At 57.3% G+C, this 15,220-nt stretch carries 13 protein-coding genes; 2 read left to right on the top strand and 11 right to left on the bottom strand.

The window, feature by feature from the left end; all coding sequences use genetic code 11:
• Positions 1–132 precede the first annotated feature (132 nt).
• From hemW to OSH04_RS00110, 5 genes are all read right to left on the bottom strand, one after another.
• Complete coding sequence (gene hemW / locus OSH04_RS00130; RefSeq protein ID WP_060185057.1) at positions 133–1,347, bottom strand: radical SAM family heme chaperone HemW; 1,215 nt, start codon at positions 1,345–1,347, stop codon at positions 133–135.
• A 4-nt stretch (positions 1,348–1,351) separates the two neighbouring features.
• Positions 1,352–1,963, bottom strand: coding sequence for an RdgB/HAM1 family non-canonical purine NTP pyrophosphatase (rdgB, locus tag OSH04_RS00125; protein WP_009453909.1), 612 nt, complete (start codon positions 1,961–1,963; stop codon positions 1,352–1,354).
• A 153-nt stretch (positions 1,964–2,116) separates the two neighbouring features.
• Entirely contained in the window at positions 2,117–2,854 is a 738-nt protein-coding gene (gene rph / locus OSH04_RS00120) for a ribonuclease PH (protein ID WP_026482596.1), read from the bottom strand.
• A gap of 29 nt (positions 2,855–2,883) precedes the next feature.
• Positions 2,884–5,505 (bottom strand): AAA family ATPase, encoded by a 2,622-nt coding sequence (locus tag OSH04_RS00115; RefSeq protein WP_266107698.1) that lies wholly within the window; start codon positions 5,503–5,505, stop codon positions 2,884–2,886.
• On the bottom strand, positions 5,495–6,613 hold the full coding sequence (locus OSH04_RS00110; protein WP_083053531.1) for a metallophosphoesterase family protein: 1,119 nt from the start codon (positions 6,611–6,613) through the stop codon (positions 5,495–5,497). The genes OSH04_RS00115 and OSH04_RS00110 overlap by 11 nt, the downstream gene beginning before the upstream one ends.
• A gap of 147 nt (positions 6,614–6,760) precedes the next feature.
• Here OSH04_RS00110 and OSH04_RS00105 point away from each other — a divergent pair, with 147 nt between their 5' ends.
• Together OSH04_RS00105 and nudC are read left to right on the top strand one after the other, a co-directional pair.
• Positions 6,761–7,693 carry a YicC/YloC family endoribonuclease gene (locus tag OSH04_RS00105; protein ID WP_035271528.1) on the top strand — a complete coding sequence of 311 codons (933 nt, stop codon included), beginning with the start codon at positions 6,761–6,763 and terminating at the stop codon, positions 7,691–7,693.
• A gap of 608 nt (positions 7,694–8,301) precedes the next feature.
• Positions 8,302–9,063: an NAD(+) diphosphatase gene (nudC, locus tag OSH04_RS00100; RefSeq protein ID WP_266107697.1), complete on the top strand. Its 762-nt coding sequence runs from the start codon at positions 8,302–8,304 to the stop codon at positions 9,061–9,063.
• 8 nt (positions 9,064–9,071) lie between these two features.
• Here the strand turns inward: nudC and OSH04_RS00095 are convergent, their stop codons facing one another.
• The 6 genes from OSH04_RS00095 to OSH04_RS00070 all read right to left on the bottom strand — a co-directional run bounded on the left by OSH04_RS00095 (position 9,072) and on the right by OSH04_RS00070 (position 15,157).
• On the bottom strand, positions 9,072–9,527 hold the full coding sequence (locus tag OSH04_RS00095) for a MarR family winged helix-turn-helix transcriptional regulator (RefSeq protein WP_009453901.1): 456 nt from the start codon (positions 9,525–9,527) through the stop codon (positions 9,072–9,074).
• Positions 9,528–9,598: 71 nt separating this feature from the next.
• On the bottom strand, positions 9,599–10,756 hold the full coding sequence (locus OSH04_RS00090; protein ID WP_266107696.1) for an FAD-dependent oxidoreductase: 1,158 nt from the start codon (positions 10,754–10,756) through the stop codon (positions 9,599–9,601).
• A gap of 10 nt (positions 10,757–10,766) precedes the next feature.
• The gene (locus tag OSH04_RS00085; RefSeq protein WP_254003188.1) at positions 10,767–11,759 is read right to left on the bottom strand and encodes a VOC family protein; all 993 of its coding nucleotides are present in this window, start codon (positions 11,757–11,759) and stop codon (positions 10,767–10,769) included.
• Positions 11,756–12,619: an alpha/beta hydrolase gene (locus OSH04_RS00080; RefSeq protein ID WP_083053536.1), complete on the bottom strand. Its 864-nt coding sequence runs from the start codon at positions 12,617–12,619 to the stop codon at positions 11,756–11,758. Before OSH04_RS00080 ends, OSH04_RS00085 begins: the two co-directional genes overlap by 4 nt.
• 4 nt (positions 12,620–12,623) lie before the next feature.
• Complete coding sequence (locus OSH04_RS00075; protein ID WP_035273719.1) at positions 12,624–13,862, bottom strand: MFS transporter; 1,239 nt, start codon at positions 13,860–13,862, stop codon at positions 12,624–12,626.
• 170 nt (positions 13,863–14,032) lie between these two features.
• Positions 14,033–15,157, bottom strand: a complete 1,125-nt coding sequence (locus OSH04_RS00070) for an MFS transporter (protein WP_266107695.1) — start codon at positions 15,155–15,157, stop codon at positions 14,033–14,035.
• Between the last annotated feature and the right edge of the window lie 63 nt (positions 15,158–15,220).

Raw genomic sequence — 15,220 nt, 5'->3', positions numbered from 1 at the left:
GGATTGCCGCTGAATCTGATCCAAACAGCGCAATACCGATAAAGTAGTTATGGCATAGGACTTACCAGAAATTAATTGTAGAGCAATTGTGCAGATGCACAATAAAAAATGTCTTAAATAAACAATTAAATGTCAGGAACCTTCATCAGGAAGGAATGCTTCCTGTAAATCATTTAAGAATCGCCAGCCTAAATCGGTGGTTCGAATACGAACCGGATCGGAAGCCAGCAAACCTTTCTCGATATTGCGCTTGATCACGGGCAGGATGTTCGCAAGGGGCACACCCGTGCGTTCCTGGAAGTACTGGGCGGGTACGCCCTCTTTCAGGCGCAACACGTTCAGCATGAACTCAAAGGGCAAGTCTTTGGGTGTGACACGGGCATTGTGCGCATAGTGGCTGCCGTCGCGCTTGATGGCGTTCTGCATCCATTGCGCCGGGCTGCGGGTGGTAGCAGTACGGATAATGCGGTCGTGAAAGGACAGCTTGCCGTGGGCTCCCGGACCTATGCCGATATAGTCGCCAAATTCCCAGTAATTCAGATTGTGGCGGCTATGGCCACCGCGCTTGCTGTAGGCCGAGATCTCGTACTGGTTCCAGCCACGGCTGGCGGTCAGCTCGATCAGGCGGTCCTGCATGGCGGCGCTGTCGTCGTCATTGGGCAAGACCGGCGGGTATTTCGCGAAGACGGTATTGGGTTCCAAGGTCAAATGGTAGAGCGACAAGTGCTCGGTCTCATAAGACATGGCCTGCAAAATGTCCTGCTCGGATTGCGCTGGGGTCTGGCCCGGCAAGGCATACATGACATCCAGATTCACGCGGTCCACGGCTTTCATGGCGGCTTCAATGGCCTGCCGTGCTTGTTGGCTGTCGTGGATACGGCCCAGCGCTTTCAGGGCCTCATCGTTAAAGCTCTGAATGCCCAAAGAAATCCGGTTCACGCCACTGTGTGCAAAATCCATGAAGCGCGAGGCTTCCGAGGCACCGGGATTGGCTTCCAGCGTAATTTCTGCGTCGGGCAGCAAGTTCAGGTGGGAGCGCAGCAAGGCCAGCATGCGGTCCAGCGCCTGGGCTGACAGCAGACTGGGCGTGCCACCACCGATAAATACGGAAATTACCTGCCTGCCCCAGACCAGCGGCAGGGTTTGTTCCAGATCGGCCTGCAAAGCGTCCAGATACTCGTTTTCGGGCAGTTCAGCGGGTGCTTCGTGTGAGTTGAAGTCACAGTATGGACATTTGCGCACGCACCAGGGCACGTGCACGTAGACGGACAAGGGCGGCAGGCTGGGCAGCAAGGTGGCCGGGCCGGAGCCAGGCCGGATGCGTACCTCGGGAGAGAAAACAGTCATGGTGTTACTCGGCGGCCAGACGGGCCAACAAGGCTTGCATGGCTTGCGCCCGGTGGCTGTATTTGTTCTTCACTTCAGGAGAGAGCTGCGCCGCAGTTTGCTTGAGCTCTGGCAGATAAAAGTGAGGATCATAGCCAAAGCCGTGCTCGCCAGCGGGTTGATCCTGAATCTCCCCCTCCCAGACGCCTTCAATCACGATGGGCCGTGGGTCCTGGGCATGGCGCACATACACCAGAACAGCCACATAACAGGCGCGACGGTCGCTTTGTCCTTGCAGACGCTGGACCAGCAAGGCGTTATTGGCTGCATCGGACTTTTCACCGCCCAGTTCGCGAGCGGCAAAACGGGCGGAATATACGCCGGGGGCTTCGTCCAGGGCGCGCACACAGAGGCCGGAGTCATCGGCCAAGGCGGGCAAGCCGCTTAATTGGCTGGCATGACGGGCCTTGGCCAGCGCATTCTCGATAAAAGTGGCAAAGGGTTCCTCGGCCTCGGGAATGTTCAATTGGCCTTGAGGAACCATGCTGATACCGGCCTGAGCCAGGATGGCGGAAAACTCCTTGAGTTTGCCGGCATTGTTGGAGGCCAGGACGACACGCTTGGATTCAGTGTTCATAAGTCGCAGCAGGCGGCAAAGCGCCCTGTTCAGTAAAAATGGCAAGGCGCCGTGCCAGGCAGTGTGTGCTGCATGGGACGGCGTCCCAATAGCGGTTTGTCCCGCTACCTGGCGGTGTCGCGCAGGGAGCAGGACAGACCCGTTTCATCGCGATCAGCCCTGCAAGGCTTGTTTCTGGGCTTGCATCAGCTCGGCAATGCCCTGCTCGGCCAGATCCAGCAAGCGGTTCAAGGTGGGGCGTGCAAAGGTCTGGCCTTCGGCGGTGCCCTGCACTTCCACCAGATTACCGCTGCCTGTCATGACGATATTCATGTCCACGCCGCAGGCGGAGTCTTCCAGGTAGTCCAGGTCCAGGACGGGGTTGGATTCGAACACGCCGACCGAGACGGCCGCCAGTTGATCCAGAATGGGCGAGGCTTGCAGCTTGCCCTGCTCTTGCAGGCTGCGTACGGCCAGGCTGGCTGCGACCCAGGCCCCAGTGATGCTGGCGCAGCGGGTGCCGCCGTCGGCTTGCAGAACATCACAGTCAATGTGAATGGTGCGCTCGCCCAGGGCTTTCAGATCAAAGACAGCGCGCAGGCTGCGGCCGATCAGACGCTGGATTTCCTGGGTACGGCCATTTTGCTTGCCACGGGCCGCTTCACGGTCCGAGCGCGTGTGCGTGGAGCGAGGCAGCATGCCGTATTCCGCCGTTACCCAGCCCTGCTCCTTGCCTTTCAGAAAGGGAGGGACTTTGTCGAGCACGCTGGCATTGCACAGAACATGGGTTTCACCCAGACGGATCAGTACCGAGCCTTCGGCGTGACGGGTAAAACCGGTCACCAGTTCGATAGGACGGCATTGTGCAGCAGATCGACCCGAGGGACGTGCAATCGTAGCGTTTTCAGACAAGGCTAGGCTCCGGACAAAATTCAAAACGCCTATTGTACGCCTTGCGGGACGGGCCGTAGCGCAACACCCATGTCCATCCACTTATCGGCCTGGCAGGTGAAAAGCAGGATCTGATGGCGTTGGGCGGCGTCGTGAATAATGCGCTTCATGGCCCCCAGGCGATCGTTGTCGCTGTGGACCAGCACGTCATCCAGAATCAGCAAGGTGGGACGGCCTGCCTGTTGCAGCAAATCTGCATAGGCAAGACGGGCGATCAGGCCGATTTGCTCGCGTGCACCAAAGCTCAAGCCGTCAATGTCGTCGGCCAGCCCTTGTCCGCTATCGCGTTGCAGCCAGCGTGGGGCCAGGTATTCGTCCAGTTCCACCCGTGCCTTGCCCAAAAGCAGACGCAGATAGTGGTTGATGTGCTTTTGCAAAGGCTCGTGCAATTGCTGGGTCAAGGCATTGCGCTGCTCTCGCAGGACAGACAGCAACAGGCGCAAGGCCGCGACACGGCGCTCGTAGGTGGCGCAACGGCGCTGGCAGTCGTGCAGACGTAGCGAGGTCTGGTCGATCTGCTCTTCCAGGCCTTGAGCACCATGGGTCTCCAGCTTGGTTTGGACCAATTGCGCGGCCAGTCGGGCCTCGTTATAGCTTTGCTCCTGTTGTTGAGCGCTGCGCTCCAGACGTTGCAGGTCCTGCTCCAGAACCGAGACGGGCAAGGCGGCCAGCTCGGCTTCCAGAGCTTTTTGATCGGCCAGTTGCTGCTCGCGTTGCAAGCGCAGTTGTCCCCATTGCTGCTCGCGCTCCTGCTGCGCTTGCTGGCGTTGCGGGTCAGCCCATTGTTGTTCCAGGCTATTGGCTTCAGCCTGGGCCTGCTCCAGACGAGCCTGGGTGCGGGCAAGGGCTTCGCGGGCATCATGCCAGTCGCTTTCCAGTGCGCGGTACTGCTGCTCGGCCATGGAGGCGGCTTGGGCGATACGGCCCAATTCCGAGGCCTCAATGGCCTCGCCTTGCGGGCGTTGCGGGGCGATGCGTTGTTGAGCCGCCTGAACCAGACCTTGCAAGTGTGCTTTGCCTTGCGGGGCCAGCGCTTTCATGGAGCTGCGTAACAGCCGGTCCTGCTGCTCTTGTTCCCGATATTGTTCGCGGCGGCGTTCCAGTTCTTCCAGGCTTTTCCCACCCAGTTGGCCAAGCGCCTGTGCATATTCCTGCTGGGTTTGCGCCAATTGCTGCTCCACCTTGCCCAGATCGCGGCCGCCGGGAATGATGCGCAACTGGCCCATTCCGGGAAGCTCAATCAGGGTGCTGGCGCTAAGGTGGGCGCGGTGCTGGCCCTGAATGGATGCCCCATCCAGCAACAGGCTGGCGCCGTCTTGCAGTTCGATCTGCAATTCGGTGGAAATCGTCTCAAGTTGGTGTTGCAAACGCTGAATAAGCTGGTGCTGCTGGCGTAATTGGTCCAGGGCCTCGTCGCTGATTTTCAGCTGTACCAAGGCAGCCCCGCATTGCGCCAGTTGGGTTTCCAGTTTGCTCAGTTCTTCCAGTTGCCCTTGCACCTGCTGCAATTGCTGCTGCGTGCCTTCAAAGCTGGCTTGATCTTGAAACCATTGCTGCCAGGTACGGGCGCGTTCCTGCTCCTGCAGGCTGGCGTCTTTATGGCTGCGCGCCTGCTCCAGACGCTGGTTCAAGCTGTTGAGCGTGCCCTGCTCTTGCTCCAGCTTGGTACTCAAGGATTTGACCTGCTCGGCGCGCTGGCTGCGTTGGCGAGCCCACTCCAGGTCGCGTTCCCCAGCTTGTTGGTAGAGCTTTTCTCGCTCGGCCAACATGTTCAGCGCCTGTTGCAGTTCCTTGGCCCGTTCCTGCAATTGGCGGGCTTGAAGTAACTGAACCTGCACTTGTTTGGCTTGCTCACGTAGCTGCTCCCACGGGCGCTTAGCCTCGGCATGGGCAATTTGCCTACGGGCCTGCGCCAGTTCGTCCACCCATTGCTGGTACTGCTGCAAGGCGGCTTGCTGGCTCTGTAACTGCTCTTCCAGCTCCTTGGCTTCTTTCTGCGCTGCCAGCCAGACGCCGCGTGGCTGTCCTTGAGCCTGGGTCACATATTGGTCCAGCTGTTGCTGGGCCTGTGCGATCAGATAATCCCCGTCTGCACTAGTCAAATCGGCGATTTCGCTACCCAAAGCCTGCTGCAAGGTGCCGCTGGCGTGCTCAACGGAGCTGCGCAGGTCCTGGCCCTGCCCTTGTTCAATCCACAAAAGGCCCGGCACGCCCCAGTTACGGGCCTGGCTGCTGCCTTTAGCGGCATACTCAAAGCCCATTTGCTGGGCCAGGTATTGTTCGGCCTCGTCATTGTCCAGATGCTGATTGCCAATGTATAAATCGCAGCGTTTGCGCTTCAGGAAACGCTTGCTCAGTCGCATGTCCTGGCCGTTCAGGCTGAAATCCAGCTCGATTTCCGGTGCGGCCGAGGAATCGCCCCAAGGCAGGATTTTTGTCAGACTACCTGTGCCATAGCGCTCGAAAAACACCGTGCGTAAGGCTTCGGCCAAGGTGCTTTTACCGGCCTCGTTCGGGGCGCTGATAATGTTCAGGCCCGGCTCCAGCTGGTCCAGTGAGACGGGCTGGCGAAAGCGCTTGAACTGCTCGACGCGCAGGGACTTAATGTGCATGACCACCTTCCTTATCGCGCAGCAAACCGGCCAGAATCAGCAAGGCATCTTCAGCGGCTTGCTGCTGGCTGCCGTGACGCAGTTCCTGCAACTGTTTCAACGCGGCCTGCAAGTAGCCATCGGCTTGCAAGGCGTCCAGATCCTCTTCAGAAGGTGCCAGACGCAAGGCCTCGCGCTGGCAGTCCCAGGCGCGGCAACGGGCTTGGGATTGCCCCAAAATACTTTCCAGACGCTCAAAACCGCTCAGGCTTAACTGACCTGATAGCTCCAGTTCCACCACGCTCTGATCCGCTAAGGCGTTCAGTTCCCGCTCCAGCAGGTCCAGATCCGTGTCGTCATTCAAATGGTGCTGGATACTGCGCCAAGGGTGCTGGGCAACCGGCAAGGCTTGAACCACAGGTGTTGCGCCCGGTTCGCTGATTTCCACCAGCAGAGCCTGGCCAGAGTCGTTATCCCGAAAGCGGTCCGGCTCGGGCGTGCCGCTGTAGTAACAGCGCTCGTTAATTTTGACGGTGCCGTGCCAGTCCCCCAGTGCCAGATAGTCCAGTTTGGCGCGTTGTACGCGGTTTTGATCGATCAGGTTATGGCTGTCCAAATGCTCCAGCACCCCACTGACGCTGCCATGCGCCAAGCCCAGACGCCAGTAACCCGCCGGACTTTCGGCCTGATCGAACCAGTCGCTCAAGTCCTGATAAGTCTGGCGTTGTGTCAACGGCGCTGGCAGGACCGCAAGCTTGAGCTCGTCCAGCAGAAAAAGCTCCGGTGTATCAAGCACATGCACATAATCTGGAATGCAGTTCAAGCGGCGCGCGCGTGTCCAGACACTTTCGCTCAAGGCCGCGTCATGGTTGCCGGGCAGGAGCAGCCAGGGGCCGGTGAAACCCGCCATGGCATTGAAACTGCGGCGCAGATTGCGATCGCTCAGGGTTTGCGAATCAAAGACATCGCCCGCTACCACAAGCAGATCGGCGCGATGTTCGGTAGCCAGCGTTGCCAGCTTCTCAATGGCCTTGAAACGTGCCTCAGCCAGGGCGGCCGCGTCCTCCAGCTCGAAACGCGAGTACTGGCGACCTATTTGCCAATCGGCTGTATGCAGGATTCGTAGCATGACTGCCCTTAGATTTGGTAAAAAAATCGGCCCTTACAGGCCTTGAATGCCTAAAGTATAGAGCTTTGTCGCGGCAAGAGGCGCGGCCAAAGCCGGGACCTGAGAGTACAATTGGCGGCTTTATTCCATTCTTAAAGTGACCCACCCATGATCCGTAGCATGACCGCGTTTGGCAGCGCCAAGGCCGAGTCCGAAGCAGGCACCATCAATATCGAGATGCGCAGCGTCAACAACCGCTTTCTGGACCTGAATCTGCGCTTGCCCGAGGAACTGCGTTTTGCGGAGAATCTGCTGCGCGAGCTGGCCGCCCAGGGCGTACAGCGTGGCAAGCTGGAATTGCGGGTCAACTTTGCCCGTAGCGGCACGGATCAGCAACGCAGCCTGGATATGGAGGCGGTGGAACGCACAGCACAGATGCTGCAAGTGGCACGCGTGGCCATTCCCGATCTGCCTGCACCCGAGCTTCATACCTTGCTGAGCAATCAAAGCGGCAATAATTCGGGCATGGATCCCGAAATCTGGCTGCCCATGATCAGCCAGGCTTTCGAGGCGGCCTTGCAGGATTTTCAGGCGACCCGAGAGCGCGAAGGCCAGCGGCTGGCACAAGCCATGCTGGATATTCGCCAGGACATGAGCGTCATTGTGGACGAGGTCGAGCAGCACCTGCCCTCGATCCTGACGGAGCAGAAGAACAAGATTGCTACTCGCTTGCATGACGCCTTGTTGCAAGCCAGTCCGGACGGTTTCGCCCTGATTTCGGGCGAAGAACTGTCTGCCCGCGTCGCGCAGGAAGCGGCTGTTTTCTCCCTGCGCATTGATGTGGCTGAGGAAATCGCCCGCTTGCGTTCGCATTTGACCGAGCTGGAACTGATTCTGAACGGCGATACCAGCGTGGCGTCCAACAAGAAAAGCACGCGCCAAGGCAGCACTGGCAAGCGTTTGGACTTCCTGTTCCAGGAGATGAACCGTGAGGCCAATACCTTGGGTTCCAAGGCAGGCAGCATGGACATGACGCGCGCCTCTATCGACTTGAAGCTGTGTATTGAGCAACTGCGCGAACAGACCCAAAACATCGAGTAAACCAGCCAGTTCCTTATTTTCTGCCTGCCAGTATTTTTTTCAGCAGGTGCTGTCTGCTTAAACCGCGTGAAACCTCAGGTTTTATGCGGTTTTTTCAAGAAAACCGTCTTGCTCAGGCCAGGCGGTTTTTTTGTGGACTTTTCTGATCATCCTCAAACTCCCTAGGGCTATTTTTTCTGAAAGTGGTCTAGTGAAGCCAGGAATAAATACAGACGCTTTATAAGCCGCCTTAATATATAAAAATAAAATAGCGATTTTTAAAATAAAAAAATAAAACAAAAATAAGAAATGGTTTTTATAAATAATTAATCCGGTTTTAAAAGTTTAAAAACGAATCACTAGTTTTAAATAAATTCATGCTTAATTATCTGTCTGCTAATTAGGTGGCTTGCCGGTTTTGTCCTGGGATTTTCTCGACAAGACCAGGTAACACGTCACCTTTTTGACAGTTGTGTTTCTGGTTTTAAAACGGCGGTTTTTTCTGGCCGCTGTCTGAATGCCCTGCTCGGCCCCTTGGGTTTTTCTCCGCTTTTTTCTGCCTCCGTCCTTCCCGTACAATAGCCAGCGCTGTGCTGCTCTTAGGCGGCTTATTAAAGGACAGAAAACACATGAATTTCATTTTTCGTGGAAATGAAATATTGGTCAGCAGCCAGGAAGGACAAGCCTTGATTCCTGCCAAACCCGCACTGGATTTAGCGCCAGCGCAATGGCATGCTCTTTTTCCAGGTGACGATTGTCAGGATTTTGCCTGCCACGTAGCGGCCGAGACCCCGGCTCCGGATGGCTTTACCTTCCGTCACTTGCGCGGTGTGCTGTCGCAATTGGGCGATCAAGCCAGTATGGTGAATCGGGCTTTTCAAGTCTCGGAATGGGCGCGCAGCCATCGTTACTGTGGTGTGTGCGGTTCGGCCATGGAGCGAGTGAAGCATGAACTGTGCTTTCGCTGCACCTCTTGTGGTTTCTCGGCCTATCCCCGAATCTCCCCGGCCATGATGGTACTGATCCGCGACAAGGACCGTATCTTGTTGGCCAGTCACTCCACTTACGCGACGGCGCGCTACACGGCTCTGGCCGGGTTTGTGGAAGCCGGTGAAAACCTGGAAGAAGCCATTCACCGTGAGGTTATGGAGGAAGTGGGGCTGCGCGTGGACAATATTCAGTATTTCGGCAGTCAGTCCTGGCCTTTCCCACATTCTTTAATGGTGGCTTATACCGCCGAGTACGCCGGGGGTGATTTGCGCATTCAAGCTGACGAAATCAATGACGCGCGCTGGTTTGGCCCAGGTGACGCCCTGCCCGATCTGCCCCATACCGACTCCATTGCGGGCCGTTTGATTCGGGCCAATTTAACGGGCCAGGCCAAGACTTAAAGCGCGACTCAGGTCGCCAGATGGGCGGCGACATTGCGTAGCATACGGCCCAAATCCTCGCGCTCATTCGGATTGAGCACCGACAGAGCATCATCAATCATTTCTTTGGCGGCGGGCCAGACTTGCGCATAGCGCTCACGGCCCGTTTCGCTCAGGTACACACGCATATAGCGGCTGTCGTTTTCGTCCGTGCGGCGCTGCACCAATTCGCGTTCTTCCATTTGGTCAATCACCCGGCTCAAGACCGGCTGATGTACCACGATGGCCTTGGCAATTTCCCCGATGCTGCGCCCGTCCTTATCCCACAGGTACTGCAAGACCCGAAAGTGCACATAGGTCATATTGTGTTCACGCAGGGTGGTCGATCTTAGCGTTTGGTCCAACTTGTAGATAATGTTGGCCATCTGGAAGGCCAGATTGGTTTCTACGCTGCTGTCAGGGATGGAGACGGGAGTTTTGCTCATAATGCCTTGGGAGAGTCAATCCTGCGCTTGTCGCTCCATGAAATCGGAGCGACAAGCGGACCGTCAGTATACTAGCAGAGCTCTGCCTGGACGGTTCCCGTAGGCGTGTGACTGGCAGCGCGGAAAATCTGCGCGTAGCTCCAGGGATTGGCCATGGCAGAACGCACGACCTGAGTACGCACGGCATCGGGCAAGGCGCTGATCTCACCATATAGACAGGACCACTTCTGGCAGTGCTCTACAATCTCGCGCTCGTTGTTTTCCCAGGCTTCCAGGGCTTCGGGGATATCGCGAGCATCCTGCACCTTTTCCAGGAACGTGGCCAAAGCCAGGCCATTTTGCATGGCCATGCCCCCACCCTGCCCCAGGTTCGGCGGTTGAGCGTGGGCGGCGTCGCCCAAAATCGCGGCACGGCCACTGGACCAGGTTTTGCAGCGCGTCACACTGTAACGACCCCAACTGACCGGGCCATCTGCGCGTTCAATCAAGTGTGCCCAGTGTGGGAATAAGGCAGACCAGTATTCCTTGTCGATCTGGACATTGCTGGCACGCACATCGTCGTACGGGCACGTTAAGGCCAGATAGGTTTGGGTTTCGCTGACGGGCGTAATCAGCAAGCGATGCAGACCGTTCCAGTTCTCGATGTATTTTTGAGCGTCTTGCTCCGGAGTGTCGTCTGGCTTGCGGGTGATCATGGTACGCAAGGCCCCTTCGCGGGTTTGCTCGTGCACCAGTTCCAGACCGAGAGATTGGCGGATACGGGACCAGATGCCATCAGCACCCACGACCAGATCGGCACGTAAACGCTCGCCCGAGGCCAGTTGAACTTCGCCGCGTGCGCTGGCGGCGATGACTTCCACATTCGTGCGTACCTTTACGCCGGCGCGTTTGCCCGCTTGCTCCAGGGATTTCAGCAGTTGCGAGCGCATCACGGTAATCAGACGGCGATCGGGCGGTGTGGGGCCGCAATCAATGACCTCGTTATTCAGATCGCGCTGCTCAAAGTGACTACCGTAGAAAGCGCCTTCAATCGCTTGTTCGTACGCTCCCAAGGCTTTGAGAACGCGCAGGCCGTTTTCCCAGATATAAATACCGGAGCCATTGGCGCGCAATTCAGACTGGCGCTCCAGCACAGTGACATCCCAGCCGCGTTGAGCCAAAGCGGCGGCGGTTGCCAAACCACCCAGGCCACCGCCTGCGATCAAGGCACTTAATTTTTTATCGGACATGCTGGTTTCCTTAAACTTGCGCCCACAAAGGCAAAGAGTGATTGCTATCCAGAACACGTTCGCCAGCCAGAGTTACGTACCACTCGCTGAGCAGACCATCCGGGTCACGCAAGAAGAAAGCGCGCTTCCAGGGCAGGTTCACGTTGTGAACGGGGGTGATGTTCTGGGCTTTCAGGCGCTCCAGTGTGTGTTCCAGATCCTGGACGCCGGCCAGCTCGAAACTGCCATGCGAGAAGGAGGCTTCTTCATCACGTACCAGGATCAGGCTGTAATCATAATTGGCCAGACCGGCACGCAAGTAGACAACCTGCTCGTTTTCATAAACCACTTCCAGACCACCGACCTCGGTATAGAAGCGGCGCATGGCATCCAACTGAGCGGTACGCAGCACGGCATGGGTGACTCGACGTGGTTGTACCGGGGCGTCGGCGACTGTTTCCAGAACTGGGTCGGAGTCGTAACGGCCTTCGGTAAAAGGCTCCTGGCCTTCGGGGTCCCAGCGGCTGGTCAGTAATTCCATAGGGCCACCCAGTACGCTGCGCCAGTCTTTAATGGTGTCGCAGTAGAACTCGTTGTAGTTGCCATCGGGGTCAAACATATAGACGCTATGGGCCACTTGGTGATCCACCGTCATGTCAATGTCGCGCCCCTGCTCTTTTGCGCGCTTCCAGCCTGCAACCAGTTCAGCTTCATTTTCCAGCTCCCAGGCCAGGTGATTCAGACCGGGCTTCAAGCCAATTGTGCCGGGCAGTTGCAGCAGACCGTCACGGCCATACCGGTTCACGCCTTTGGTCGTTTCCATCATGCCCAGATCATGGGGCGTGTGGCCGGTGCCCAAAAAGGTCGCCACCAGATCCGGTTCGGTAAATTCCACTTTCAGGCCGCAGACCTGGCTGTAAAAATCTTCACCGCGTTGCAGTTCGTCAACCCACAGGTTGACGTGGCCCAGACGGCGGGGCTCAAAGCACGCGGTTTGGATGGAGTGGGAAGTTGCTTGTGTCATAGTTTCTCCTCCTGGGTATGACGATTCATGGTCTGCAACACGGCTAGCGTCAATGCGCTGTCGCTCTGCTCCAGATCCATCAAGACGTTGAAATGATTACGGTTTGGCACGGCCATGCTTTGCACCACGCAGCCCGCCAGCTCGCATTGGCGGGCGTAGTGACGGCTTTGTTCTTGCATGACGGCAGGTTCCAGTGCCCCCCAGGCCACCAGCACGGGCGTTCCCCTTGCTGGTGGGTGCAAGGCCGGGCTATAGCGTTGGGCTTGTTCTTCGTTCAGCTGCAGCCAGTCATTCACGGCGGTCTGCAAGAGGGGATGCAAATCCATGACGCCACTGATAATGCTGGCGCTGTGGATCAGACGTTGTTCACGTCGGGTATCGGCCGCCAGCAACATGCCGCTTAAATGGCCCCCTGCCGAGCTGCCACTAATATGAATACGCTGCGGGTCGCCATTAAATTGCGTCGCGTGCGCGTGGACCCACTGCAAGGCGCGTTCGCATTGCGCCACGATCTGCGGCAGGCGGTAAGCCGGAGCCAAGCCATAGTCCAGGCAAATCACCGTGGCACCGGCGGCATGCAGGCTTTGCGCCATCATGGCCGAGTCATCCTTGGACAACATGCGCCAGTAGCCCCCATGAATGAACAGGTAAACCGGGGCGCCAGCCTGGCTGGCGGCATAGATATCCAGTTTTTCTGTCGGGTCATCGCCATAGGCGTGGGTGCTGAAACAGGCTTCCAGGGCTGCACGGGCCCGTTCACTGGCCTGCTTGTAGGCGGCCATCTCAGCGTCAAAATCAGCCACCGAAGCCTGGAGCCGGTATTGCTCCAGGTCTGCCGGATCGAAAACAAGTTTGTTCATTGCTTTATTCCGCCTGCGCCGAAGGCAAGCGATTCAATAGGAGGAAACCGATGAAAACCAGCACTTCCACCGCCAGGAAGCTGCCAAAGGCCCAGATGTAAGAACCGGTCAGGCTCAGCAACAGGCCCAGCAGGGACGGGGCGACAAAGGTGGCGAACACACCGCCCATTTCGGCATAGCCGGCGGCACTAGGGCCCAGGTTCACGCCATAGCGCTCCCCCACGTAGCTGAAAATGGCGCCACCATGAAAGACCCCTACGCCGCAAAGAATGGCCACGATCAGCAGGCCGCTGTAGGGCAATGCCTGCCAGGCAACCAGAACACAGGCGCTGGCCGCCAGAATGGTCAACCACATGCCCACACGCATTACCCCAACACGGGTGAAGCGATCGCTGACATAACCGCCCAGAATCAGGAAGAAGACTTGGGACAAGCCCATGATGGTGCCGAACAAGGGAGCCTGTTCGGGGGCCATTTTCTGCACATCAATCAGCGCTGGAATCAGCCAGGTCGCGGTTGCCGCAACCGAGAACAAAGCCCCAAAAATGGCCAGAATGCCTACCCAGATCCAGGGGCGTGCGGCGATGGAGCGCAACACACCGGCATCGGTTTTGATCTTGTCGTGTGGATCTTGATAAGGACCGGCGCGTACCACCAGCTGCGTGATTAAACAGGCACTTAAGGTCAGCCCGCCCAGGACCAGGAAGAAAGCACGCCAGCCATGGGCCATGGCGTAAGGCAAACCCAAGGCAAAGTCCAGGGTAATGGCCAGCGAATAGGCGGCCAGAATAATGCCCAGCACCAGACCCTGGCGGCGTGGCGCAAACCACTGCATGACGATTTTCATGGACCCGACCCAGACTGCAGAGTCAAAAAAGCCCACAACCAGACGCAGTAAAAATAGCTGCGTGAAATCCTGTGCCTGAGTCTGCAGCAGCATCAGCAAGCCGCTGCCACCCAAGCCAATCAGGTACAAACGGGCCGAGCTCATGGAGCGACCACGTGGTGCCCAGAACAACATGCCCAGTGCAAACGAGACACCGAAAGCACCCTGCACCAGCCCGGCTTGCGCGGGGCTCAGTGACAGGTCTGCCGAGACAATTTTGATAACAGCTGCAAAGCCGTAAAAGTCGGCCGCCAGGCACATTTCGCCCATCACGGCCATCAACAGCATGAGCAAGGCCACTGTGCCGCGTGGCTTGGCCTTGTCGAGCGGATTGCCCATAACCCCCTGTTCCACCATGTCATCCTCTCCTTTTGGATAAATGTTCAAGCTGAGTGTTTGTCAGGCACACTCTTCAATTGCTTTAAACATGAAGGATTATGGTGATTTGGTTTAATCTATGTCAATACATATGTATTGGTATATACCCTATGATGAGGCGGCTTACGAATGGCGTATCAGGATTTTTCTCAAGCCTTTTTCAGGGGCAAGGCCAGACAAATAGCGGCCAGCACAGCACAAACAACAGTCACGTCAGCCAGATTTCCCCACCAGGCCGACAAGGCCAAACCGATGCCTAGCAACAGGCTGTACATCAAGCCAAAGACAGCACCTGCCTTCCCTGCCACCGAGCGATAGTCCTGCAAGGCAGCCGACAAAAGATTGGGGATGGCGATGGCGTAGGCCAATGCCAGCAACATGGCCGGCAGCAGGAAAATCAGATGTGTTCCCGCCAACTCCAGGCCGGTAGCCGCCACGGCCAAAATCAAAATCCCCCGCCACACCAAATGCCGGGCACGGTGTCCTGCCGCCAGCCAGCGGCGATTCAGAAAAGCGCCCATAAAGGTTCCGGCAGCCAGTAAAAGGCCGGCCACCATCATGGGACGGTTATCGGAGCCCAGGCCTTCCAGCAGGAAAGGTGCCCATTGGTAAAAGGAAAAAATCGTGACGTTGAACAGAGCCACCAGCATGGCGGACTGCCAAATTGCCGGGTCACGCAGCAAGCGGAACAGCACATTCACCATGCTGGCCTGGTTGTGTTGAAGCGGGCGGGTTTCAGGAAGCTGAAACAGGCAAGCGGCAAACAAGATCAAGGCCAACACGAACAGTCCCAGAAAGACGGGCATGAGGCTTGCGCTTGTTGTCAGAGCGACGCCCATTGCCAGACCTAACAAGGGGCTTAATGCCAGAGCGGCACCTATGGTGCCAAAGATTCTGGCCAGATCTTCTGCCTGGTAGCGATCGCGCAACATGGTTTGTACACCGATCGAGCCGACCGCCGCTCCAAATGCACTGATCATGCGGGCAGCGAGCAAAACACCGAAGCTGGGGCTGAACACAGCCAGCAGGCAGCCCAGGCCATAAACCGTCAAACCGGCCAGAACAGCGGGCCGACGCCCGGCCTTGTCGCATAGCCAGCCCCAGAACAGCACGCCTGCGGCAAAGGCTATGAAGTAGACCGATAAGGTCTGCCCGGCGCGGCTGGCCGACACGGAGTAACTGTCGGCGATCAGGGGTAAAGCCGGGCTATAGGCGGTTTCCACCACCTGCGGAAACATGATCAAGGCGATCATCAAGAATAGAAAACGAGACATGCAAACCACACTGAATTGGGAAAAAAGAATCAGCGTAAGTCTGGCTGGATTTTTCTATTACAA

The sequence above is a fragment of the Alcaligenes nematophilus genome (genome assembly GCF_026344155.1).
GTDB classification, from domain to species: Bacteria; Pseudomonadota; Gammaproteobacteria; order Burkholderiales; family Burkholderiaceae_B; genus Alcaligenes; species Alcaligenes phenolicus.
The sequence above is the reverse complement of the archived record's forward strand: the minus strand, read 5'-3'. Positions and strand labels throughout refer to the sequence as shown.

What these genes read in the sequence shown, in the direction of transcription:
- OSH04_RS00070 (WP_266107695.1), bottom strand. Translation starts at nt 15,157, where the DNA reads ATGTCTCGTTTTCTATTCTTGATGATCGCCTTGATCATGTTTCCGCAG.
- nudC (WP_266107697.1), top strand. Translation starts at nt 8,302, where the DNA reads ATGAATTTCATTTTTCGTGGAAATGAAATATTGGTCAGCAGCCAGGAA.
- OSH04_RS00095 (WP_009453901.1), bottom strand. Translation starts at nt 9,527, where the DNA reads ATGAGCAAAACTCCCGTCTCCATCCCTGACAGCAGCGTAGAAACCAAT.
- OSH04_RS00090 (WP_266107696.1), bottom strand. Translation starts at nt 10,756, where the DNA reads ATGTCCGATAAAAAATTAAGTGCCTTGATCGCAGGCGGTGGCCTGGGT.
- hemW (WP_060185057.1), bottom strand. Translation starts at nt 1,347, where the DNA reads ATGACTGTTTTCTCTCCCGAGGTACGCATCCGGCCTGGCTCCGGCCCG.
- OSH04_RS00110 (WP_083053531.1), bottom strand. Translation starts at nt 6,613, where the DNA reads ATGCTACGAATCCTGCATACAGCCGATTGGCAAATAGGTCGCCAGTAC.
- OSH04_RS00115 (WP_266107698.1), bottom strand. Translation starts at nt 5,505, where the DNA reads ATGCACATTAAGTCCCTGCGCGTCGAGCAGTTCAAGCGCTTTCGCCAG.
- rdgB (WP_009453909.1), bottom strand. Translation starts at nt 1,963, where the DNA reads ATGAACACTGAATCCAAGCGTGTCGTCCTGGCCTCCAACAATGCCGGC.
- OSH04_RS00105 (WP_035271528.1), top strand. Translation starts at nt 6,761, where the DNA reads ATGATCCGTAGCATGACCGCGTTTGGCAGCGCCAAGGCCGAGTCCGAA.
- OSH04_RS00080 (WP_083053536.1), bottom strand. Translation starts at nt 12,619, where the DNA reads ATGAACAAACTTGTTTTCGATCCGGCAGACCTGGAGCAATACCGGCTC.
- OSH04_RS00085 (WP_254003188.1), bottom strand. Translation starts at nt 11,759, where the DNA reads ATGACACAAGCAACTTCCCACTCCATCCAAACCGCGTGCTTTGAGCCC.
- OSH04_RS00075 (WP_035273719.1), bottom strand. Translation starts at nt 13,862, where the DNA reads ATGGTGGAACAGGGGGTTATGGGCAATCCGCTCGACAAGGCCAAGCCA.